The 22,281-nt window shown below is 67.6% G+C and carries 23 protein-coding genes; 16 read left to right on the top strand and 7 right to left on the bottom strand.

The window, feature by feature from the left end; genetic code table 11:
- Nucleotides 1-17 precede the first annotated feature (17 nt).
- The 6 genes from AC1Z3O_RS11545 (at nt 18) to ftsB (ending at nt 5,741) form a co-directional block, all read left to right on the top strand.
- Entirely contained in the window at nt 18-824 is an 807-nt protein-coding gene (locus tag AC1Z3O_RS11545; protein ID WP_483515855.1) for an alpha/beta fold hydrolase, read from the top strand.
- A gap of 160 nt (nt 825-984) precedes the next feature.
- Nucleotides 985-2,637, top strand: a complete 1,653-nt coding sequence (locus AC1Z3O_RS11540) for a CTP synthase (RefSeq protein WP_483515854.1) — start codon at nt 985-987, stop codon at nt 2,635-2,637.
- Nucleotides 2,638-2,664: 27 nt separating this feature from the next.
- Entirely contained in the window at nt 2,665-3,534 is an 870-nt protein-coding gene (gene kdsA / locus AC1Z3O_RS11535) for a 3-deoxy-8-phosphooctulonate synthase (protein ID WP_483515853.1), read from the top strand.
- A gap of 84 nt (nt 3,535-3,618) precedes the next feature.
- On the top strand, nt 3,619-3,909 hold the full coding sequence (locus tag AC1Z3O_RS11530) for a DUF1330 domain-containing protein (protein ID WP_483515852.1): 291 nt from the start codon (nt 3,619-3,621) through the stop codon (nt 3,907-3,909).
- An 83-nt stretch (nt 3,910-3,992) separates the two neighbouring features.
- The gene (gene eno, locus AC1Z3O_RS11525) at nt 3,993-5,282 is read left to right on the top strand and encodes a phosphopyruvate hydratase (RefSeq protein ID WP_483515851.1); all 1,290 of its coding nucleotides are present in this window, start codon (nt 3,993-3,995) and stop codon (nt 5,280-5,282) included.
- Between the two features lie 117 nt (nt 5,283-5,399).
- The gene (gene ftsB / locus AC1Z3O_RS11520) at nt 5,400-5,741 is read left to right on the top strand and encodes a cell division protein FtsB (protein ID WP_483515850.1); all 342 of its coding nucleotides are present in this window, start codon (nt 5,400-5,402) and stop codon (nt 5,739-5,741) included.
- A gap of 185 nt (nt 5,742-5,926) precedes the next feature.
- Here the strand turns inward: ftsB and AC1Z3O_RS11515 are convergent, their stop codons facing one another.
- The 3 genes from AC1Z3O_RS11515 to AC1Z3O_RS11505 form a co-directional block, all read right to left on the bottom strand.
- Nucleotides 5,927-6,343, bottom strand: coding sequence for a hypothetical protein (locus tag AC1Z3O_RS11515; RefSeq protein WP_483515849.1), 417 nt, complete (start codon nt 6,341-6,343; stop codon nt 5,927-5,929).
- Between the two features lie 89 nt (nt 6,344-6,432).
- On the bottom strand, nt 6,433-7,461 hold the full coding sequence (gene hslO, locus AC1Z3O_RS11510; RefSeq protein WP_483515848.1) for an Hsp33 family molecular chaperone HslO: 1,029 nt from the start codon (nt 7,459-7,461) through the stop codon (nt 6,433-6,435).
- A 42-nt stretch (nt 7,462-7,503) separates the two neighbouring features.
- Nucleotides 7,504-8,028 (bottom strand): gamma carbonic anhydrase family protein, encoded by a 525-nt coding sequence (locus tag AC1Z3O_RS11505; RefSeq protein ID WP_483515847.1) that lies wholly within the window; start codon nt 8,026-8,028, stop codon nt 7,504-7,506.
- Between the two features lie 131 nt (nt 8,029-8,159).
- Here AC1Z3O_RS11505 and AC1Z3O_RS11500 point away from each other — a divergent pair, with 131 nt between their 5' ends.
- Nucleotides 8,160-9,062 (top strand): ferritin-like domain-containing protein, encoded by a 903-nt coding sequence (locus AC1Z3O_RS11500; protein WP_483515846.1) that lies wholly within the window; start codon nt 8,160-8,162, stop codon nt 9,060-9,062.
- Nucleotides 9,063-9,098: 36 nt separating this feature from the next.
- Here the strand turns inward: AC1Z3O_RS11500 and AC1Z3O_RS11495 are convergent, their stop codons facing one another.
- A complete protein-coding gene (locus AC1Z3O_RS11495; RefSeq protein ID WP_483515845.1) occupies nt 9,099-10,826 on the bottom strand; it encodes an acetate--CoA ligase in 1,728 nt (575 codons plus the stop codon).
- Between the two features lie 173 nt (nt 10,827-10,999).
- On the opposite strand from AC1Z3O_RS11495, the gene AC1Z3O_RS11490 reads away from it, so the two are divergent.
- Nucleotides 11,000-11,893 carry an alpha/beta fold hydrolase gene (locus tag AC1Z3O_RS11490; RefSeq protein ID WP_483515844.1) on the top strand — a complete coding sequence of 298 codons (894 nt, stop codon included), beginning with the start codon at nt 11,000-11,002 and terminating at the stop codon, nt 11,891-11,893.
- Nucleotides 11,894-12,032: 139 nt separating this feature from the next.
- Here AC1Z3O_RS11490 and AC1Z3O_RS11485 read toward each other — a convergent pair whose 3' ends face one another.
- Nucleotides 12,033-13,100 carry an NAD(P)/FAD-dependent oxidoreductase gene (locus tag AC1Z3O_RS11485; RefSeq protein WP_483515843.1) on the bottom strand — a complete coding sequence of 356 codons (1,068 nt, stop codon included), beginning with the start codon at nt 13,098-13,100 and terminating at the stop codon, nt 12,033-12,035.
- A gap of 210 nt (nt 13,101-13,310) precedes the next feature.
- Between AC1Z3O_RS11485 and AC1Z3O_RS11480 the strand changes: the two genes are divergently transcribed.
- From AC1Z3O_RS11480 to AC1Z3O_RS11445, 8 genes are all read left to right on the top strand, one after another.
- Nucleotides 13,311-14,156, top strand: coding sequence for a 3',5'-nucleoside bisphosphate phosphatase (locus AC1Z3O_RS11480; protein WP_483515842.1), 846 nt, complete (start codon nt 13,311-13,313; stop codon nt 14,154-14,156).
- A 45-nt stretch (nt 14,157-14,201) separates the two neighbouring features.
- Complete coding sequence (locus tag AC1Z3O_RS11475) at nt 14,202-14,825, top strand: L-threonylcarbamoyladenylate synthase (protein WP_483515841.1); 624 nt, start codon at nt 14,202-14,204, stop codon at nt 14,823-14,825.
- Between the two features lie 71 nt (nt 14,826-14,896).
- Complete coding sequence (locus AC1Z3O_RS11470; protein WP_483515840.1) at nt 14,897-15,562, top strand: site-2 protease family protein; 666 nt, start codon at nt 14,897-14,899, stop codon at nt 15,560-15,562.
- Between the two features lie 58 nt (nt 15,563-15,620).
- A complete protein-coding gene (locus AC1Z3O_RS11465) occupies nt 15,621-16,826 on the top strand; it encodes a tryptophan--tRNA ligase (RefSeq protein ID WP_483515839.1) in 1,206 nt (401 codons plus the stop codon).
- A gap of 14 nt (nt 16,827-16,840) precedes the next feature.
- Nucleotides 16,841-17,437, top strand: coding sequence for a class I SAM-dependent methyltransferase (locus AC1Z3O_RS11460; protein WP_483515838.1), 597 nt, complete (start codon nt 16,841-16,843; stop codon nt 17,435-17,437).
- A gap of 124 nt (nt 17,438-17,561) precedes the next feature.
- Complete coding sequence (gene dapA, locus AC1Z3O_RS11455; protein WP_483515837.1) at nt 17,562-18,446, top strand: 4-hydroxy-tetrahydrodipicolinate synthase; 885 nt, start codon at nt 17,562-17,564, stop codon at nt 18,444-18,446.
- Nucleotides 18,447-18,492: 46 nt separating this feature from the next.
- A complete protein-coding gene (bamC, locus tag AC1Z3O_RS11450) occupies nt 18,493-19,695 on the top strand; it encodes an outer membrane protein assembly factor BamC (RefSeq protein ID WP_483515836.1) in 1,203 nt (400 codons plus the stop codon).
- A 51-nt stretch (nt 19,696-19,746) separates the two neighbouring features.
- The gene (locus tag AC1Z3O_RS11445) at nt 19,747-20,535 is read left to right on the top strand and encodes an MBL fold metallo-hydrolase (RefSeq protein WP_483515835.1); all 789 of its coding nucleotides are present in this window, start codon (nt 19,747-19,749) and stop codon (nt 20,533-20,535) included.
- A 90-nt stretch (nt 20,536-20,625) separates the two neighbouring features.
- On the opposite strand, the gene AC1Z3O_RS11440 is transcribed toward AC1Z3O_RS11445, so the two are convergent.
- Both AC1Z3O_RS11440 and AC1Z3O_RS11435 read right to left on the bottom strand, forming a co-directional pair.
- Complete coding sequence (locus AC1Z3O_RS11440) at nt 20,626-20,859, bottom strand: hypothetical protein (protein ID WP_483515834.1); 234 nt, start codon at nt 20,857-20,859, stop codon at nt 20,626-20,628.
- Nucleotides 20,860-21,062: 203 nt separating this feature from the next.
- Complete coding sequence (locus AC1Z3O_RS11435) at nt 21,063-22,271, bottom strand: JmjC domain-containing protein (RefSeq protein ID WP_483515833.1); 1,209 nt, start codon at nt 22,269-22,271, stop codon at nt 21,063-21,065.
- Nucleotides 22,272-22,281: the final 10 nt, after the last annotated feature.

Genomic DNA, 22,281 nt, shown 5'->3' with positions numbered 1-22,281 from the left:
GCGGGACGGGGGCGGCGATGCGCGAGATCGTGCACTTTTCCCATGCCAATGGCTTTCCCGTGTCCACCTACCGCAAGCTGTTCGGCCTGCTGGAGGATGACTTCGAGCTGCGCGCCGTCGAGCGCTACGGCCACGATCCGGACTACCCGGTCACGCCGGAGTGGCCGCACCTGGTCGAGCAACTGCTCGCCTCCATCGATGCGCGCTACCGCGAACCGGTCTGGCTGGTCGGCCATTCGCTGGGCGGCTTCCTGTCGCTGATGGCGGCGCTGCGCCGGCCCGAGCGGGTACGCGGCGTGCTGATGCTGGATTCGCCGGTCATCGCCGGCTGGCGCGCCTCGCTGCTGAAGGCGGCACAGGCGCTCGGCCTGGACGAGCGGCCGAGCCCGGCGGCGGCGACCAAGCGCCGCCGCACCCACTGGCCGGACGCCGAGGCGGTCTGGCAGCATTTCAAGTCCAAGCCGAATTTCGCCGTCTGGGACGAGGAAGTGCTGCGCGATTACGTCCACCTCGGCACCGAGGCCACCGGACGGGAGCAGGAGCGCCGCCTGCGCTTCGCGCGCGAGGTCGAGTACGACATCTACCGGACGCTGCCGACCAGCCTCGGGCGCAAGGTGGCGCGGGGCGCGCCGGTGCCGGTCGCCTTCATCGCGGGCACGCGCTCGCGCGAGGTCAGGCAATGCGGGCTGGGCGCCACGCGCCGGCTCGTGGGCGACCACCTGCGCTTCATCGAGGGCGGCCACCTCTATCCGATGGAGCGGCCCGACGAGACGGCCGCGCTGGTGCGCGAACTGCTTGGCGAGATGCGCGCGGCGGGGCGCTGACGGCCGGGCAGGGCAAGCCGGGCGCGGGGCGGCGGGCGAGGCGCGGGTGCAAGCGCTGCATGCGCCATTCTGGTGCCTGGCGGCGCCCGCTCCCGGAATTTCGGGGCCGCGCGCGGCGGGGTCTCATGTATAATCCCGATTTCCCCGGCAAGCTCGGTTTATGACCAAATTCGTCTTCGTCACCGGTGGCGTCGTCTCTTCCCTAGGCAAGGGCATCGCTGCTGCCTCGCTCGCGGCCATTCTCGAGTCGCGCGGTCTCAAAGTCACCCTCCTCAAGCTCGATCCCTACATCAACGTCGATCCCGGCACGATGAGCCCTTTCCAGCATGGTGAGGTGTTCGTGACCGAAGACGGTGCGGAAACCGACCTGGATCTCGGCCACTACGAGCGTTTCGTCTCGGCCAAGATGCGCAAGTCGAACAACTTCACCACCGGCCAGATCTACGAATCGGTGATCCGCAAGGAGCGCCGCGGCGAGTACCTGGGCAAGACGGTGCAGGTGATCCCCCACATCACCAACGAGATCCAGGCCTTCATCGAGCGTGGCGCCGCGGCCTCGCACGACGGCAAGGCCGACGTGGCGCTGGTCGAGATCGGCGGCACCGTGGGTGACATCGAGTCGCTGCCCTTCCTGGAAGCCGCGCGCCAGATGAGCCTGCGCATGGGCCGCAACCACTGCGCCTTCGTGCACCTGACGCTGGTTCCCTTCATCGCCAGCGCCGGCGAGCTGAAGACCAAGCCGACCCAGCACTCGGTGCAGAAGCTGCGCGAGATCGGCATCTCGCCCACCGCGCTGCTGTGCCGCGCCGACCGCCCGATCCCGGACGACGAGCGCGCCAAGATCTCCCTGTTCGCCAATATCCCGCAGGACGCGGTGATTTCGGTGTGGGACGCGGACAGCATCTACAAGATCCCGCAGATGCTCAACGAGCAGGGCCTGGACCGCCTGATCTGCGAGGAGCTGCGCCTGGATCCGAAGCCGGCCAATCTCGCCATGTGGCAGCGCCTGGTCAGCGCCCAGGAGAACCCCGAGCACGAGATCACCATCGGCATGGTCGGCAAGTACGTCGACCTGACCGAGTCCTACAAGTCGCTGATCGAGGCGCTGCGCCACGCGGGCATGCATACCGCGACGCGCGTCAACATCGAGTACATCGACTCGGAAGAGCTGGAATCCGGCCACCTCGAAGTGCTCAAGCCGCTGGACGCCATCCTGGTGCCGGGCGGTTTCGGCAAGCGCGGCACCGAAGGCAAGATCCGCGCGATCCAGTACGCCCGTGAGAACAAGGTGCCCTACCTGGGCATCTGCCTGGGCATGCAGCTGGCCGTGATCGAATTCGCTCGCCACGTGGCCGGCATGGCCGACGCCAACTCCACCGAGTTCAACCACGAGACCGAGCACCCGGTGGTCGCGCTGATCACCGAGTGGGTCGACCGTGAAGGCAAGGTCGAGCAGCGCAGCGCAGATTCCGACCTGGGCGGCACCATGCGCCTGGGCGCGCAGCGCGTGCCGGTTCCGGAAGGCACCAAGGCCCACCAGATCTACGGTGCCGAGGTCAATGAGCGCCACCGCCACCGCTACGAGGTCAACAACCACTACGTGCCGCAGCTCGAGCAGGCCGGCATGGTGATCTCCGCACGTACCCCGACGGAGAACCTGCCCGAGATGATGGAGCTGCCCGAGAGCCTGCACCCCTGGTTCGTCGGCGTGCAGTTCCACCCGGAATTCACCTCGACCCCGCGCGATGGCCACCCGCTGTTCAAGGCCTACGTCGAGGCGGCGCTGGCCAGCCAGCAACGCAAGGCCGGCTGACGGCCGAGGCTAGCAGGAGAGACAGCGATGAAACTCTGCGGATTCGAAGCCGGGCTCGACCAGCCCTTCTTCCTGATTGCCGGGCCCTGCGTGATCGAGTCGCAGCAGATGGCCCTGGACACTGCCGGTGCGCTCAAGGAGATCACCGGCGAGCTGGGCATTCCCTTTATCTACAAGTCCTCGTTCGACAAGGCCAACCGCTCGTCGGGCAAGTCCTTCCGCGGGCTGGGCATGGAGAAGGGACTGGAGATCCTGGCCACCGTCAAGCGCGAGATCGGCGTGCCGGTGCTGACCGACGTGCATGAGATCGAAGAGATCAAGCCGGTCGCGGCCGTGGTCGACGTGCTGCAGACGCCGGCCTTCCTGTGCCGGCAGACCGATTTCATCCGCGCCTGCGCGCAGAGCGGCAAGCCCGTCAACATCAAGAAGGGCCAGTTCCTCGCGCCGCACGACATGAAGAACGTCATCGACAAGGCGCGCGAGGCTGCCCGCGAGGCCGGCCTGCCCGATGACAACTTCATGGCCTGCGAGCGTGGCGTGTCCTTCGGCTACAACAACCTGGTCTCCGACATGCGCTCCCTGGCGATCATGCGCGAGACCGGCGCCCCGGTGGTGTTCGACGCCACCCACTCGGTGCAGTTGCCGGGCGGGCAGGGCACCAGCTCGGGCGGCCAGCGCGAGTTCGTGCCGGTGCTGTCGCGTGCCGCCGTGGCGACCGGCGTGGCCGGGCTGTTCATGGAAACGCATCCGGACCCGGCCAAGGCGCTGTCGGACGGCCCCAATGCCGTGCCGCTGTCGCGCATGAAGGAACTGCTGTCGGTGCTCAGGGACCTGGATGCGCTGACCAAGCGCGCCGGTTTCCTGGAAGACAACTTCGGCTGGCCCGCCTGCGCCTGACAGGCGGCGCCCCGTCCCGCCGGCCAGTGCGCCGGCGGTGACGCCAGGTATCGAAAGACAATACGAAATCTTCGGAGATAGACCATGGCCGCAGGCTATATCATCGCCTACGTCGACGTCACGGACCCCCAGCAGTACGAGGAATACAAGGTGCTCTCCAGCCACGCCATGAAGGTGCACGGCGCCGAGGTGCTGGTGCGCGGCGGCAAGACCGAGCCGCTCGAAGGGCAGTGGGCGCCGACGCGCGTGGTGGTGCTGAAGTTCCCCAGCTACGAGGCGGCCAAGTCCTTCCACGACAGCGAGGAGTACCGCGCGGCCCGCAAGGCGCGCGAGCATGCCGCGCGCATGAACATGATCGTGGTCGAGGGCGCCTGATCTGCGTCTGAATCGCGCCTGAACCGCGCCCGTCCCGCTTTCGCAGCAAGCAGTACAAAGAATCCAAAGTCAAAGAGGAATCCATGAGTGCAATCGTAGATATCATCGGTCGCGAGGTCCTGGACTCGCGCGGCAATCCCACGGTGGAATGCGACGTCCTGCTCGAGTCGGGCGTGATGGGCCGCGCGGCGGTGCCGTCGGGCGCGTCCACCGGTTCGCGCGAGGCCATCGAGCTGCGTGACGGCGACAAGTCGCGCTACCTGGGCAAGGGCGTGCTGAAGGCCGTCGAGCACATCAACACCGAGATCTCCGAGGCCATCATGGGCCTGGACGCCTCCGAGCAGGCCTTCCTGGACCGCACCCTGATCGACCTGGACGGCACCGAGAACAAGAGCCGCCTGGGCGCCAACGCCATGCTGGCCGTCTCGATGGCCGTGGCCAAGGCTGCCGCCGAGGAAGCCGGCCTGCCGCTGTACCGCTACTTCGGCGGCTCGGGCGCGATGCAGATGCCGGTGCCGATGATGAACATCGTCAACGGTGGCGCGCACGCCAACAACAGCCTGGACATCCAGGAATTCATGATCATGCCGGTGTCGCAGACGAGCTTCCGTGAAGCCCTGCGCTGCGGCGCCGAGGTCTTCCACGCGCTGAAGAAGATCCTGGCCGACAAGGGCATGTCCACCGCGGTGGGCGACGAAGGCGGCTTCGCGCCCAACTTCGCCTCCAACGAAGAGTGCCTGAGCACCATCGTGCAGGCGGTCGAGAAGGCCGGCTACCGCATGGGCGAAGACGTGCTGCTGGCGCTGGACTGCGCCGCCAGCGAGTTCTACCGCGAGGGCGAGGACGTGTACCACCTGGAAGGCGAAGGCCTGAAGCTGACCTCGACCCAGTTTGCCGACTACCTGGCCAACCTGTGCGACAAGTTCCCGATCGTCTCGATCGAGGACGGCATGGCCGAAGGCGACTGGGAAGGCTGGAAGACCCTGACCGACAAGCTGGGCAAGCGCGTGCAGCTGGTGGGCGACGACCTGTTCGTCACCAACACCAAGATCCTGAAGGAAGGCATCGAGAAGGGCGTCGGCAACTCGATCCTGATCAAGATCAATCAGATCGGCACCCTGACCGAGACCTTCGCCGCCATCGAGATGGCCAAGCGTGCCGGCTACACCGCCGTGATCTCGCACCGCTCGGGCGAGACCGAGGACAGCACCATCGCCGACATCGCCGTGGGCACCAACGCCGGCCAGATCAAGACCGGCTCGCTGTCGCGCTCGGATCGTATCTCGAAGTACAACCAGCTGCTGCGCATCGAGGAAGATCTCGGCGACGTGGCCAGCTACCCCGGCAAGAGCGCGTTCTACAATCTGCGCTAAGCTTAGGGGGAGCCGCCGCCGGCCGCATCATGCAGCCGGCGGCGGCTCGCTCCGGATCATCCGCTGTTCGCCCGGCTCGCGCCGGGCCGCGGCGACCAACCTCGCGCCCAACGCTCCATGCGCCTGATTTCGCTGCTCTTGTTCGTGTTGCTGCTCGCTGTCCAGTACCCGCTTTGGCTGGGCAAGGGTGGCTGGCTACGTGTCTGGGACCTGAACAAGCAGGTGGAGGAGCAGAGCACGCGTAACCAATCGCTCAAGCTGCGCAATGCCAAGCTGGAAGGGGAAGTGAAGGACCTCCAGGATGGCACCGGCGCCATCGAGGAGCGCGCCCGCTATGAGCTGGGCATGGTCAAGGACGGCGAGGTCTTTGTGCAGTTCGTCGCGCCGGCGCCCAAGGTCAGCGCCACGCCGCCGCTGCCGCCGCCACCCAATTCACCGGCCGCTACCGGCCGCCACTGAGCCGCTCTGAGCTGCCGCTGAGCCAGCTTGCGGGCATTGCCCGGCCGCCGCTCCATCCGTATCGCCTGTCTCGCGGAGTCCGACCGGATCCCGCCCCCGCTGCCGTCGGGATTGCCTCCAGGATGCCGCCATCGGCCGTTCCGCGAGGCGTTGCCCGCATCCCTTCCTACCCGCCAATCCCGCTGTTACCACCAGTAAGGGTAGCCGCCCCAGCCCCAGCCGGGCGAGCTGATGCCGACGCTGCCGCCCCAGTGCCCGCCGCCCCAGCCGCCGTAGAAGACGCTCCAGGACGGCGACGGATAGTAGTAGGCCCGCGCCATCGCCTCGGCCTGCAGGTCACGTGCCATTGCGGCATCCGTCTCGCGCAGGATCTGCTGGTTCAGTGCGTCGAGCCGCTGTCTTTGCTGTTCCGTGAGCGGTGCGGACGGCGCCGTGTCAGGCGCCAGCCGGTAGGTGGGGGGCGTGCCATTGCTATCGCGCGGCAGTTCCGCGCAGCCGGCCGCCAGCAGGGCGGCACCCAGCACAAGTCCGGCCCCGCCGGCGCGCAGGCGCGCGAGCGGCAGCGATACCGGCGAAGCAGCTTGGGTATGGCGCATAGGCATGGCCGTTCCTTTCAATGCACGGGCTGAGTGTTGGACCATGCGCGCCCCGCCGCGGTTTCCGCCGGCGCCTGGCGTTGGCGCCGCGGGGTTCAGTGCTGCTGGTGCGCGCCGGCGCCAGCGCCGGTTGCCACATGGGCGGGCACGAACAGCTGCGCGCAGTCGACGGCGTCGAAGCGGTACTGCTGACCGCAGAAATCGCAGCGGACATCGGCCGCACCGCGTTCGGCCAGCAGGCCTTCGATTTCGTCGCGGCCCAGCGACTGCAGCATGCCCGCCACCTTGGCGCGCGAGCAGGAGCAGCGGAAGTGCGGCCGCATGGGTTCGAAGACACGCAGGCCGGCGGCCTGCAGGTCTTCCCAGAACAGCCGCCGCAGCAGTGTCTCGGGCGACTCGGCGAGCAGTTCAGGCGCCTTCAGTGTGGCGCCGAGCTGGCAGGCGCGGTCCCAGGTGTCGAGATCCTGCGCCCGGCCGACGCCGTCGATCGCGCCACCGGTCTCGCCTACCACCGCGGCGTCACGGCCGTGGCCCGTCTCCAGCGTGCCGCCGTAGGAAGGCAGCTTCTGCAGCAGCATGCCGGCCGCGACGTGGTCGTCGGCGGCCAGCCAGAGCCGCGTGTCGAGCTGCTCGGAACTGTGCATATAGTGTTCGAGCACCTCGCTCATCGTCGCCAGCGGGCCGTTTTCGTCGGCCAGCGGCACGATGCCTTGGTAGGGCTGCTGGCCCGGTTTCTTGTCCTGCGGGTCCAGGGTGATGGCGAAGCGCCCACGGCCCGTCGCGTTGACCAGTTCGGCAAGGCTGGCGTCGTCGGCGAGCACGGCATCCTCGGCGAGCTTGGCCGTGGCGCGCAGGCTCAGGTCGGACAGGCACTCGACCACCAGCATGCGCACCGGACCGTCGCCGTGCAACTGCATCACCAGCGCCCCGTTGAACTTGAGATTGGCCGACAGCAGCGCGGCGGCAGCCATCATCTCACCCAGCAGGCGGCGCACCGGAGCGGGGTAGTGCTGGCGCTCCAGCACCTCCCGCCAGGTGGATTCGAGCCGGACCAGTTCGCCGCGCACGGGGGCCGCGTCGAAGAGGAATTTCTGCAGGGTGTCTGGGGTACTGGTATCGGTCACAATCGGTCTTCGGTCAAACGGGGTTAGGGCAGCGGTCCGGATTCAGTCCAGGCGCTTGAGCTGTGTCTTGTATACGGCCTGGCGCTCGGCGTAGGTCGCGGCATTGCGGTACAGGTTGGCGACTTCCTCGTCATTCAGCTCGCGTACCACCTTGGCGGGCGCGCCGAGGATCAGGCTGCGGTCGGGGAAGGTCTTGCCTTCGGTCACCACGGCGCCCGCGCCGACCAGGCAGTTCTTGCCGATCACCACGCGGTTGAGCACCACCGCCTGGATGCCGATCAGCGAGCCTTCGCCGATGGTGCAGCCGTGCAGCATGGCCTGGTGTCCGATCGTCACATTGTCGGCGATCTCCAGCGGGCAGCCCGGATCGGTATGCAGCACCGAGCCTTCCTGCACGTTGCTGCCTTCGCCGACGGTGATCGGCTCGTTGTCGCCACGGATGACCACGCTCGGCCAGGCGCTCGCGCGAGCCTTCATGATCACATTGCCGATCACGGTGGCTTCCGCCGCCACATAGGCTTCGGGGTCGATCTTCGGGGCGATGTCGCCGAGCTGGTAAAGCGCCATGGAGTCTCCTGGGCAATGGTTATTGGTATATGGGGGTCGCCGCGAGCCTTTAAAGAGCCTCGGCATGGGCCGCCGGAGCCGCACGCCAGCGTGGCCGGCCCTACAATGGCGGCAGCCAGGATTTTACGCTGATGCCAGAAAAGCTTTCCAATGACCTGCGCGCCGTGGGCGCGCCCAATCCAGAACCCGTAACTCCGGCCACTACCCCGGCCGCGCCCGGCACGCTCTCGCTGCGGCAACAGGCGCTCAACGTGCTGCGTATGACCGACTCCCGCGCCAAGGCCGCCGCGGCGCGCGATCTGTACAAGTGCGCATGTGCGCAGGACGACGCTGCGCTCGGCTGTGCGCAAGCGCTGACCGCCGCCGACGGCGTGCCGGGGCGGCCGGCCCGTCCCGAACTGGTGCCGCCGCGCGAGGTCGGGCCGCGCCGCTCGCCCCATACCGAGCTGGGCCGCGCCACCCTGATCCACGCGCTGTGCCACATCGAGTTCAACGCCATCAACCTGGCACTCGACGCAGTCTGGCGCTTCGCCGGCATGCCGCCCGCCTATTACCGCGACTGGCTGCGCGTGGCCGATGAGGAGGCCTTGCACTTCACGCTGCTGGCCGACCACCTGGCCACGCTCGGGCATGCCTATGGCGACTTCCCTGCCCACAACAGCTTGTGGGAAATGGCGGACAAGACCGCCGGGGACGTGCTGGCGCGCATGGCCCTGGTGCCGCGCACACTGGAGGCGCGCGGGCTCGACGCCTCGCCGGCCGTGCGTGCGCGTCTGGCGGCGGCCGGCGACCATGCCGCCGCCGCCATTCTCGACATCATCCTGCGCGATGAGGTGGGTCACGTGGCCATCGGCAACCGCTGGTTCCGCTGGCTGTGCGAGACACGCGGCCAGGAGCCGGTCTCCAGCTACGCCACGCTGGCCGCACGCCATGGTGCACCGCGCCTGAAGCCCCCCTTCAACCTGCCGGCGCGCCGTGCCGCCGGCTTCGACGAGGACGAACTGGCCTGGCTTGCCGGCGGCCAGCAAGGCTAGCGCGCCGCTGCTTCCGCTGTGTGGCAGCCTCAGGCCTCAGTGCGCGGCGGCGCGCTCCTGCTCCAGCAGCCGCAACACGCGCCGCTGGATCTTGCCGGTGGTGGTCATCGGCAATTGCTCGATGAACTCGATTGCCTTCGGATACTCGTAGGGGGCGAGTTGGCCGCGCACGTGCTGCTGCAGCTCGGCGATCAGCGCGGCATCGGCCTGCGGCGAACGCGCCACGCCGGGACTGAGCACGATAAAGGCTTTGACGACCGCGCCACGCTCGGGGTCGGGCGAGGGCACCACCGCACAGTTCGATACGGCCGGATGCTTGAGCAGGCAGTTCTCGATCTCGTTCGGGCCGATGCGGTAGCCTGAGGACTTGAAGACGTCGTCGGCCCGGCCCTCGTACCACAGGTAGTCAGAGTCGTCGAAGCGTGCCAGGTCCCCGGTGCGGAACCAGCGCAGCCCGTCGTGCGCCGCGTACTTGGCTTCGGTGGCGGCCTCGTTGCGCCAGTAGCCGAGGAAGATCACGGGGTCGGGGTGGCCGGCGCGGTCGGTGGCGCAGACCGCCACTTCGCCGATCTCGCCCTGGGGGCAGGGACGCCCCTCGTCGTCGATCACCGCCACGCGGTGGCCGGGGTAGGGGCGGCCCATCGAGCCCGCGCGCGCCGGCCAGCCAAGGCGGCCCTCGTCGTACTGCGCCGCGCAGTTGCCGACCACGTAATTGATCTCGGTCTGCCCGAACATCTCGTTGACGATGATGCCGAAGGCTTCGCGGCACCAGTCGAAGACGGTGTCGCCCACCGCCTCGCCCGCGCTCATCAGCGCGCGCAGCTGCAGCCGGTAGCGTTCGGCGGGGCGCGGGCAGGCCTTCATCATCTGCTTGAGCGCGGTGGGAAAGAGGAAGGTATTGGTGACCTGGTAGCGCTCCAGCAGGGCAAAGGCGGTGTCGGCCGAGAAGCGGCCCTGGTAGCCGACGATCGGCTTGCCGAAATAGAGCGCCGGCATCAGGGCATCCCACAGCCCGCCGGTCCAGGCCCAGTCGGCAGGGCTCCAGAACACGTCGTCCTCCTGCGGGTACCAGTTCTGCGAGCAGACGAAGCCGGGCAGGTTGCCCAGCAGCGCCCGGTGCGGCAGCAGCGCGCCCTTGGGCGGGCCGGTGGTGCCGCTGGTGTAGATCAGTACCGCGCCCTCGTCGGCCTTGGTCTGCTCGGCGGTGAAGCTGGCCGGCTGCGCGGCCAGCAGCGCATCCCAGTGGTGGTCGGCCCGTGCGTCGTCGGTGTCCACACTGATCACGGCTTCCAGCGCCGGGCATTCTGCGCGCGCGGCCAGCAGGCTGTCGAGCGCGCTGCCATCGGCCAGGGCGACCCGCGCCCCGCCGTGTTCGAGCCGGTAGGCCAGCGCCTCCGGCCCGAACAGCATCGACAGGGGCATGGCGATGGCCGCGAGCTGGTAGATCGCCATGTGCGCCACCACGGTCTCGATCCGTTGCGGCAGCACGATGGCGACGCGATCGCCGCGGCCGACGCCGAGCGCGCGCAGCGCATGCGAGAGCCGGTTGGCCGCGGCCTGGATGTCGGCGTAGCTGTAGGCCGCGCGGCGCCCGTCCTCGTGCTCCGTGTAGACGGCAATGCGCCCGGCGCTGGCCGGGTCGCGTGCCCAGCGGCCGCAGCAGGCCTCGGCCAGGTTGAAGTATTCGGGCACGTCCCAGCGGAAGGACTCATGCAGCGCGGCGTAGTCGTCGCGCCGGCTGAGCGGCAGGGCGGCGGTGCGCATCGGGTGTCTCCTGTCGATTGGAATGCCGTCGGCCCGCATTTCACGGTGCACGGTGGCGACTCGTCGTTATAATGGCCGTAAAAGAACGACCGTTCTATTTTGGTTTCTGCGTCGATCCGGCGGCGGGCCCCTTGGGGCTCGCGCAGACGGCCAGGGCCGCAAGGGTAGACGCCATGACGATAAGAGAAACCTCGCGATCGGAATTTATCACGCTGCGCGGTCTGCGGTACCACGTGCGCCACTGGGGCGCGCCGGACGCACCCAGGCTGTTCCTGCTGCACGGCTGGATGGATGTCTCAGCCTCCTTCCAGTTCCTCGTCGACGCCTTCGAGCGCGACTGGCAGGTGATCGCGCCGGACTGGCGCGGTTTCGGCCTGAGCGACTGGCCGGCCCGCTATCCGGGTACGCGCTCGTACTGGTTCCCGGACTACGTGGCCGACCTGGAGGCCTTGCTCGACCACTACCAGCCCGAGGGGCAGGTGGATCTGGTCGGGCACAGCATGGGCGCCAACGTCGCCTGCCTGTACGCCGGCATCCGTCCGCAACGGGTGCGGCGCCTGGTGGACCTCGAAGGCTTCGGCATGACGGCCACGCACGCCGGCCAAGCGCCGCGCCGCTATGCGCGCTGGCTGGATGAGCTGCGCGCGCAGCCGCAGATGCGCAGCTATGACAGTGTCGAGGGGGTCGCTGCGCGCCTGCAGAAGACCAATCCGCGCCTGCCGGACGACCGTGCCGCCTTCCTGGCCGAGCACTGGTCGCGCCGCAACGACGAGGGCCGCTGGGAGATCCTTGGCGATCCCGCGCACAAGCTGGTCAATCCCGTGCTGTACCGTCTCGACGAGGTCATGGCGATCTGGGCGGAGGTCAGCGCGCCGGTGCTGCATGTGGAGGCACGCGACTCGGAGACGCTGCGCCACATCGCGCACAAGCAGGAGATCGCCGAGTTCAAGCAGCGCTTCGCGGCTTTTCCGGATTTCCGCGAAGCGATGGTCGACGACGCCGGCCACATGCTGCACCACGACCAGCCGCGCGCAGTGGCCCGCCTGATCGAGGATTTCCTTGGCTGAGTTGGCTGAGTTGGCTGAGTTGGCTGAGTTGGCTGAGTTGGCTGAGTTGGCTGAGTTGGCTGAGTTGGCTGAGTTGGCTGAGTTGGCTGAGTTGGCTGAGTTGGCTGAGTTGGCTGAAGCGGCTGGTGCCGCGCCGGCCTCAGCCGTGCGTGAGCTTCTCCTTGAGCGCGGCATTGTTGCTGGTGTGCACGTGCACAAACGCCTTCTCGGGGAAGACGTAGTGATAGGCGCGCCGCAGCGCCAGCGCGGCTTCGTGGAAGCCGGACAGGATCAGCTTCTGCTTGTTGGGGTAGTAGGCGATGTCGCCGGCAGCGAAGATGCCGCGGCGCGAGCTTTCGTAGGTGGAGGTGTCGACCAGCACCCGGCCGGCACGCATGTCCAGGTCCCATTGCGCGATCGGGCCGGGCTCCGTCACCAGGCCGAACAGCGCCACCAGTTCGTCCGTGGGCAGCGTCAGCAGTGCTTCGCGCGTACGGATTTCCACTGCCGCCAGCCGTTCGCCGTCCGGGCCGGCCTCAGTCTTCAGCGCACCCAGCATGCCGACCACGAAGTCCATCTCGCCCGCGGCCACCGCCGCGTGCATCTCGGCCACGCTGGCGTCCGCCGCGCGGAAGCCGTCGCGCCGGTGCAGCAGGGTGACGCGCTCGGCGACCTTGCGCAGCGCCAGCGCCCAGTCCAGCGCCGAGTCGCCGCCGCCGGCGATCACCACGCGCTTGCCGGCGAAGTGCGCGACCTCGCGCACGGCGTAATGGACATGCCTGCCTTCGAGCGCGACGGCCTCCGGCAGCGCGACCCGCTGCGGCGCGAAGGCGCCGACACCGGCGCAGATCAGCACGGCCGCCACGTCGAACTGCTTGCCGCCGTCGGTGCTCACCAGCAGGCGCGGATGGGTCTCGTGCGGGACTTCCTCCACGCTGCTGGCACGCTGGCCGAAGTGCATCGGGAAGGCGAACGGCGCGCACTGTTCCATCAGCCGGTCGACCAGGTCCTGCGCCAGGCAGCCGGGCACGGCCGGGATGTCGTAGATCGGCTTCTCCGGATAGAGTTCGGTGCACTGTCCGCCAGGGCGGTCGAGCACGTCGATCAGTTCGCATTGCAGACCGAGCACGCCCGCCTGGAAGGCGGCGAACAGGCCCACCGGGCCGGCGCCGACGATCAGCACATCGGTGCGCACGGGCGCGGCGGGAGCGGAAGAGGTATCAGGCATGGCATGGGGGCCGGCGCGTGGCGCGGTCCTGGGGAAGGTTGCGGGCCGGAGCCCGATCAAGACCAACTATACCCCGCGATCCTGCCGGGTCCGCTTACGCCAGCGTTGCGGACAGGGCTATCAGGCCGTTGCCGCGCATCAGCGCCGTCGACGCCATCGACGAGTGCGGCGCATGCCACCGCGCGACTGTCACAGGAGTAGAATAGAAAAATGCTGAATCCCAATGCCCTCAACGCCGATCTGCACTGCCATTCGACTGTCTCGGATGGCACGCTGGCGCCCAGCGTGGTGGCCGAGCGGGCTCACGCGGGCGGCGTGACACTGTGGTCGCTGACCGACCACGACGAGGTCGGCGGGCAGGCCGAGGCGCGTGCCGCGGCCGAGGCGCTGGGCATGCGCTATGTCTCTGGGGTGGAAATCTCGGTGACGTGGGCCCGGCAGACGGTGCATATCGTCGGCCTGCAGATCGACCCGGCTTGCCGTGAGCTGATCGACGGCCTGCACGACACCCGTTCGGGCCGCGCGCGCCGCGCGCGCGACATGGGCGACGCGCTGGCCGCCATCGGCATCGCCGGCGCCTACGAAGGTGCGCGGCGCTTTGTGGGCAATCCCGACCTGATCTCGCGCACGCACTTTGCGCGCTGGCTGGTCGACCAGGGCTACTGCGCCGACATTGGCGAGGTCTTCGACAAGTACCTGGCGGAAGGGCGCCCGGGTTATGTGGGCCACCGCTGGGCGAGCCTGTCGGATGCGCTGCGCTGGATCCGTGCCGCCGGCGGGATTGCGGTGATGGCCCACCCGGGCCGCTATCACTACACGGACCTGGAGCACGACGCGCTGTTCGACGAGTTCAAGCAGCTTGGCGGCGGTGCCGTCGAGGTCGTCACCGGCAGCCACACGCCGGACCAGTATCGCCGCTACGCCGAAGTCGCGCGCCGCTACGGCCTGCTGGCCTCGCGCGGCTCGGATTTCCACGGGCCGGGCGAAGGGCGCGTCGAACTGGGCGCGCTGCCGCCGCTGCCTCCCACGGTCACCCCGGTCTGGCACGACTGGTAAGCACCGCGGCCACGCTGCGCACCCGTCGCCACGAGACATTGCCCCATGTCCCAATTCTTCGACATTCATCCGCTCAATCCGCAGCCCAGGCTCGTCAAGCAGGCGGCGCAGATCATCGCCCAGGGTGGGCTGATCGCGCTGCCCACCGATTCCAGCTACGCGCTGGCCAGCCGGCTCGATGACAAGGCGGCGGTGGAACGTCTGCGGCGCCTGCGCGGCATCGACGACAAGCACCACCTGACACTGATGTGCCGCGACCTGTCCGAACTGGGCAACTTCGCCCGCGTCGACAACCGCCAGTACCGCTGGATCAAGGGCGCCACGCCGGGCCCTTACGTGTTCATCCTGGAGGCAACCAAGGAGGTGCCGCGCCGGCTCTCGCACCCGGCGCGCAAGACCATCGGCGTGCGCGTGCCCGATAACGCCATTGCCCAGGCGCTGCTTGCCGATACGGGGGAGCCGCTGCTGTCCGCCACGCTGCAGCTGCCCGGCGACGAGACGCCGATGAACGACCCGGCGCAGATCCGCGCGCGCCTGGAGAAGCTGCTCGACCTCGTCATCTGCGGCGGTCCGGCGCCGGCCCAGCCTACCACCGTGATCGACCTGACCAGCGGCGAGCCGGCGCTGGTGCGGGCCGGGCGTGGCGACACGGCGCGTTTCGGCCTGTGAGCCTGCCATCCCGCCGCGCCGCCGCGGCGACGCGGAATTCCTGCTCGGCCTGCCCGGTACAATAGCGCTCCATGGACTCCTCCCTCATCCAGACCTTCGCGGTCTACGCCCTGCCGGTATTGTTCGCCATTACGCTGCATGAAGCCGCGCACGGCTATGTCGCCATGCATTTCGGCGACAACACCGCGTATGTGCTCGGCCGCGTCAGCCTCAATCCGATCCGCCACGTCGACCCGATCGGCACCATTGCGGTGCCGCTGCTGCTGTATTTCCTGACCAACGGCCAGTTCGTCTTCGGCTATGCCAAGCCGGTGCCGGTCGACTTCAACCGTCTGCGCAACCCGCGCTGGCATGGCATGTGGGTGGCGCTTGCCGGGCCTGGCAGCAACGTGGCGCAGGCCTTCGTCTGGGCGCTGATGGCGCTGGTCCTGCTGCTCGTCCATGTGCAGGAACCTTTCCTCATCCAGATGGCGCGTGCCGGTGTGCTGGTCAACCTGGTGGTGGCCGCCTTCAACCTGTTCCCGATTCCGCCGCTCGACGGCGGCCGCGTGCTGACCGCGTTGCTGCCGCGGCGCATCGCCTACGCGGTCGCGCGCATCGAGCCCTATGGCATCTTCATCGTGCTGGCCCTGGTAGCCGCCGGTGTCATCACCCAGGTCTGGATGCGTCCCGTGGTCAACCTGCTCAGCGCACTGGTCGAGCTGATGCTGCGCCCGGTGCTCGCCCTGATTCACTGAGCCTTTCCCGCTTTCCCGCTTTCCCGCTTTCTCGAATAACTGCTTCCCCACAACAATCATGACGTTACCCGATCGCGTTCTCTCCGGCATGCGGCCCACCGGCGCCCTGCACCTGGGCCACTACCACGGCGTGCTGAAGAACTGGGTCCAGCTGCAGGCCCAGCACCCCTGCTTTTTCTTCGTCGCTGACTGGCACGCGCTGACCACGCACTACGAGTCGCCCGAAGTGATCGGCGAGTCGGTCTGGGAAATGCTGATCGACTGGCTGGCCGCCGGAGTCGATCCCGAGCAGGCCACGCTGTTCATCCAGAGCCGCGTGCCCGAGCACGCCGAGCTGTTCACGCTGCTGGCGATGGGCACGCCGTTGGGCTGGCTGGAGCGGGTGCCGACCTACAAGGACCAGATCGAGAAGCTCAAGGACAAGGATCTGGCCACCTATGGCTTCCTCGGCTATCCGCTGCTGCAGGCGGCCGACATCCTGATCTACAAGGCGGCATGGGTGCCGGTGGGCGAGGATCAGGTACCCCATGTCGAAATCACCCGCGAGATCGCGCGGCGCTTCAACTACCTCTACGGCCGCCAGCCCGGCTTCGAGGAAATGGCGCAGGAAGCTGCCAAGAAGCTCGGCGGCAAGCGCACCAAGGCCTTCCTGGAACTGCGCAAGGCCTACCAGGAGCAAGGCGCAGCGGAATCGCTGGAAGAGGGGCGCGCACTGGTGGCGCAATCGCAGAGCCTGTCTGCACCCGATCGCGAACTGCTGCTCGGTTACCTGGCCGGGTCGCGGCGCACCATCCTCATCGAGCCGCAGGCACTGCTGACGGCCGCTTCGCGCATGCCGGGCCTGGACGGGCAGAAGATGTCCAAGTCCTACGGCAACACGATCCGCATGCGCGAGTCCAAGGATGCGGTCGAGAAGAAAGTGCGCACCATGCCGACCGATCCGGCCCGCGTGCGCCGCTCCGACGCGGGCGAGCCGGCGCGCTGCCCGGTGTGGCAACTGCACCAGGTCTACTCCGACGAGCCGACGCGCGAGTGGGTGGAGAAGGGCTGTCGCAGCGCCGGCATCGGCTGCCTCGAATGCAAGCAGCCGGTGATCGAAGGCATCCTGCGCGAGCAGCAGCCGATGCTCGAGCGCGCGCAGAAGTACATGGACAGCCCGGCACTGCTGCGCGACATCGTCGCCAACGGCTGCGACAAGGCCAGCCACGTGGCGCGCGAGACCATGCGCGAAGTGCGCGAGGTCATGGGCCTCGGTTACCGCTGAGCGTCCGCGTGTCGATGCCAGCGTGCCCCGGCGCCGCGACCGCCGCCCATCTGCTGCAGGGCGAGCCCTCGCCGTGGGTGGTGCGGTGGTCTCACCTCGTCCGCCCCGGCGGGCGCGTGCTGGACCTGGCCTGTGGCGGCGGCCGACATGCGCGCTGGTTCGCAAAGCACGGCCATGCGGTGCTGGCAGTCGATCGCGATCCGCAGGCCGTGGCCAGCCTGCCGGCCGGCGTGGTCGGGAGAGTGGCGGACCTGGAGCAGGGCGCCTGGCCACTGGCTGATGTGGCGCCGTTCGATGCCATCGTGGTCACCAACTATCTGCACCGGCCGCTGTGGCCGCACCTGCTGGATGCGCTGGCGCCGGGCGGCGTGCTGCTCTACGAAACCTTCGCCAGCGGTAACGAGACGGTGGGCAGGCCGTCCAACCCGGATTTCCTGCTGCGCCCCGGCGAACTGCTCGATGCGGTACATGGCCGCCTGCGCGTGATCGGCTACGAGGACGGCATGTTGCAAGTGCCGAAAGCGGCGTTCGTGCAGCGTCTGTGTGCCGTAAACGAGGCGGATTCCGCGCTGGGGGCGGCGGCGCCGCCACGCTATCCCTTGTCAGCCTGACAGGCTGTGCCCCCGGCGCAGCAGGGCAGGAAACTACCTAGCAGGCGGGCGGCCTAAGCGGCGGTCGGCGGCGCGGTGGTATCCGGTACAATTGCGAAATTCGTATCTCCAACAACCCATTCCTATGAATCAGATTACCGGCAGCATCGTGGCGATCGTCACCCCGATGCAGGAGGACGGCAGCCTCGACTACCCGGCGCTGCGCGCGCTGGTCGACTGGCACGTGGCCGAAGGCACGGACGCCATCGTCATCGTGGGCACCACGGGCGAGTCGCCCACCGTCAACGTGGAAGAGCATTGCGAGCTGATCCGCGTGGCCGTGGAGCAGGCCGGCAAGCGCATCCCCATCATCGCCGGTACCGGCGGCAACTCGACCCAGGAAGCGATCGAACTGACCGCCTTCGCCAAGCAGGTCGGTGCCGACGCATCGCTGCAGGTCGTGCCGTACTACAACAAGCCGACCCAGGAGGGTATGTACCGGCATTTCCGCACCATCGCGGAAGCCGTGGACCTGCCTGTGCTGCTGTACAACGTGCCCGGCCGCACCGTTGCCGACATGAGCAACGAGACCATCCTGCGCCTGGCGCAGGTGCCCGGCATCGTCGGCGTCAAGGAAGCGACGGGCAATATCGACCGCGCGGCGCAACTGATTCACGAAGCGCCGGCCGGTTTCTCCATCTACAGCGGTGACGACCCGACGGCCGTCGCGCTGATCCTGCTGGGCGGACAGGGCAATATCTCCGTGACAGCCAACGTGGCCCCGCGCAAGATGCACGAGATGTGCGTCGCCGCGCTGAAGGGCGATGTGCTGACCGCGCGCCGCCTGCACATGGAACTGATCGCCCTGAACAAGGCGATGTTCGTCGAAGCCAATCCGATCCCCGTCAAGTGGGCACTCCAGCAGATGGGTCGGATGCAGGGCGGCATCCGCCTGCCGCTCACGCCGCTGTCGCCGCAGTATCACGACGTCGTACGCAAAGCGCTGTCCGCGGCCGGCCTGCTGGACTGAGCAAGCGGAGTCTCGCCGTCATTCCCTCAATTAGGATTGCGTGTCAATGAAACTGAAGCTTAAGCGTGGCGCGCTGCCCGCGCGCCACGTCACCCTGGTCGTGCCCCTGCTGGTCATGGGCGCGCTTTCCGGCTGCAGCAGCATCAACGATATGATGCAGCCCGACAAGATCGACTATAAGTCCGCCGTCAGCAAGCGCTCGCCGACGCTGGACGTGCCGCCCGACCTGACCAAGCTCGAGGGCGACCGCCGCTACTCGGTGCCTGGCGCCGCCACCACGGAGGGCAACTCGTCGACCCTGTCGGACTACAAGCAGGCCACCCAGGTGCAGGAGCAGGCGCCGTCCAACAACGTGCTGCCGGTGGCCGATGGCATCCGCATGGAGCGTGACGGCAACCAGCGCTGGCTGGTGATCAGCAATGGCACGCGTCCGGACCAGCTGTGGGAAACGCTGCGCAGCTTCTGGCAGGAGAATGGCTTCCTGCTGGTGCAGGATTCGCCAGAGACCGGCGTGATGGAGACGGACTGGGCGGAGAACCGCGCCAAGATTCCGCAGGACTTCATCCGCAATACCATCGGCAAGGTCTTCGACGGCCTGTATTCCACTTCCGAGCGCGACAAGTTCCGCACCCGCGTCGAGCGCGGTGCCAAGGGCACGCTCGAGGTCTACATCAGCCACCGTGGCGCGCAGGAGCAGCTCACCGGCATCGACAAGTCCAACACCGTGTGGACACCGCGTCCGGCCGATCCTGAACTCGAGGCGGCCTTCCTCGCCCGCCTGGCGCAGCGCCTTGGCGTGCAGAAGGAACAGGCCCAGGCCATGGCCAAGAAGACCACGGGCCCTGAGGCCGCGAAGGCCGAGGTCAACGTGCCGGGCTCGGGCGGCAAGTCGCTGCTGACCCAGGTCAACGGCGTGCAGGCGCTGCAGATGAGCGAGCCGTTCGACCGCGCATGGCGCGCGGTCGGCCTGGCGCTCGACCGCGTCAACTTCACCGTGGAAGATCGCGACCGCTCGCAGGGCCTGTACTACGTGCGCTACGTGGATACGCGTGACACGGTGGACAACCGCGGCTTCTTCTCCAAGCTGTTCACCAAGCCGAATGACGGCAAGACCGCGAAGAAGTATCGCGTCTCGCTCAAGGGCGACGGCACCGGCACCACGATCACGGTGCTGAACGACGCCGGCCAGCCCGAGTCTTCCGACATCGGCAAGCGCATCCTGTCGCTGCTCGACGAGCAGCTTCGCTAAGGACGACGTGCCCGCGCGGCAAGAGACAGGCCGGCATCGTCAGGTGCCGGCATGATGCGCTTCGGCTTTCTCGGTAGCGGCAGCGAGGGCAACTCGCTGCTGATCGAGGCGCGCGCGGGTGCCACCGTCACGCGCGTGCTGCTCGACTGCGGCTTCGGCATCCGCGAAACCGCGCGGCGGCTGGAGCGGCTGGGCGTGCTTCCGGAAGAGCTCGATGGTGTGCTGGTCACCCACGAACATGGGGACCACGTCGGCTCGGCCTACGCCTTCGCCGCACGCCATGGCCTGACGGTCCATACCAGCCACGGTACGTGGCTCGCTACCTCGCACATGCGTGGGGCCGCCAATGCGGACGTGCGCGTCTGCTGCGCGGATCGGCCCTTCGCCATCGGCGACCTGCAGATTCATCCCTATACCGTGCCGCACGATGCGCGCGAACCCCTGCAGTTCGTGCTCAGCGACGGTGATGCGCGGCTCGGCGTGCTGACCGATGCCGGCATGTTTACGCCATACGTGACGGCACGCCTCGCCGGCGTGCATGCGCTGGTGCTGGAGTGCAATCACGATCGCGAGATGTTGCGCAATTCCGCCTACCCGGCGTCGCTGAAGCGGCGCATCGGTGGGGACTTCGGCCATCTTGCCAATGAGGTCGCTGCCGAGATCCTGGCCTGCGTAGCGCATCCGGGACTGGAGCGCGTGGTGGCCGCACACCTGAGCAAGCAGAACAATACGCGCGAACTGGCCACCGGGGCCCTGGCGCGGGTGCTGGGTGAGGCTGGGGCGGAAATCCTGGTGGCGGACCAGGAGGCGGGGCTGGACTGGCAGCCCGTGCGCGCCTGAGGCGATGCGCGCATGCTGCGCCGTGGTGGCGCGGCCATGAAAAAAGCCGGCCTTGCGGCCGGCTTTCTCTTTTCGGCTGGAAGCCGAAAATTACTTGTTCTCGGCAGCGGGAGCCGAAGCAGCGTCAGCAGCAGCAGCCGGAGCCGAAGCTTCAGCAGCCGGAGCCGAAGCTTCAGCAGCAGCGGCGGGAGCCGATGCTTCAGCGGGGGCAGCAGCAGCGGGAGCCGAGGCTTCGGGAGCCGGGGCGGCAGCTTCTTCCTTCTTGCCGCAAGCGGCGAGGGCCACGGCGGCCAGCAGCGAAGCGATCAGGAGAGACTTCTTCATTGTTCGTCCTTTAACTTTGTAATGACGGAAAACAACCAGGCGATCAATAATTACCGGTAATTATCGCTCTTGTACTGCAAAATAGAGGCCCTCCCGGGTGCCAACAAATGCAGTGGTACACAGTACTAGCCAGCCGACGATTATATCCGCGTTTCCCCGCCTTGTGTAGCCGCGAAATTTCGGGATTCCGGTGTTACGCATTATTACAGTGTGGAGGGCGCGAGAAGCAGCCAACCGTCCTCCGCCCAATGGTGAAACGTCTCCATCAGGTCGGGCAGCTCTGCACACGCGGTGACTTCAGTTGCGGTGAGACAGCGCCTGTCGGCAAGCTTCTTCAGCCAGCGCGCCAGGTCGGCGGGCGGCTCGTAAGCCTCGCCATTGAGGAAGAAGTTCTTGCGGTCGTAGAGCGCAATCGAGGCGGGAGCGAGCACGATACCGTGGGTTTGTGCCAGTTTTTCGAATTTTCGCTGCGAGATCGACGGCGGCTCGGCGAACTCGACACTGGGCTTCGGTTCCGACAGGTGCGTGCCGAGGAACTCTGACACATCGGCTTCGGACCAGCGCATCGCCTTGAGCCGCTCGCTGACTGCGCGTACCAGGTCGGCCGGCATTTGCGCAGGGTGCAAGGTGGCGTTTTGTCCAGGGTCACTGTAGCGCCCCGACAACGCCTCGTTGTCCTCGACGGTTTCCGATAACCAGGCCAGGAAGTGCCCGGCGAGTTCGCGGTAGGCCGGCGCGCGGAATCCGATCGAGCACGTCATGCATTCGCCTTCCGCCACGCCGTCGTGCGCGTACTGCGGCGGCAGATAGAGCATGTCACCCGGCTCCAGTACCCACTCCTGCTCGGCGCTGAAGTCGGACAGGATTTTCAGCGGCAGTCCGGGCACCAGATCCAGCGACGTCTGCGAAGAGATGCGCCAGCGGCGGCGCCCCGACACCTGCAGCAGGAACACGTCGTAGGAATCGAAGTGCGGGCCCACGCCGCCGCCGTCGGTGGCGTAGCTGATCATCAGGTCATCGAGGCGCGCGTCGGGGGCGAATCGAAATTGCGACAGCAACTCGGCGGCTGCATTATTGTGGAGGTTGACGCCCTGCACGAGCAGCGTCCACTGGCGCGCCTTGCGCGATGGCAGGTTGTCTGCCGCGAAGGGACCGTGATCGAGTTTCCAGCGGTTGCGGAAGTGCGTGACGAGGCGTGATTCAACCTCATCGCGATCGGCGAGCTCGAAAAGAGACGCAGCCGATACCGGGGGCACGATTCCGGGCACGGCTTGTCGAATCAGTAGCGGTTTGCGTTGCCAGATGTCACGCATGAAGGCGGCGGGCGTCATGCCGCCCAGCAGGCCCAGCGGCTCGTCCGGGTCGATGGGGCCGAGCGGCAAGGCCTGCGCGTATAATGCGGAATCGTTCATGGAGTCAAGA

The organism is Cupriavidus sp. 09_S30, assembly GCF_056930435.1.
The sequence above is the reverse complement of the archived record's forward strand: the minus strand, read 5'-3'. Positions and strand labels throughout refer to the sequence as shown.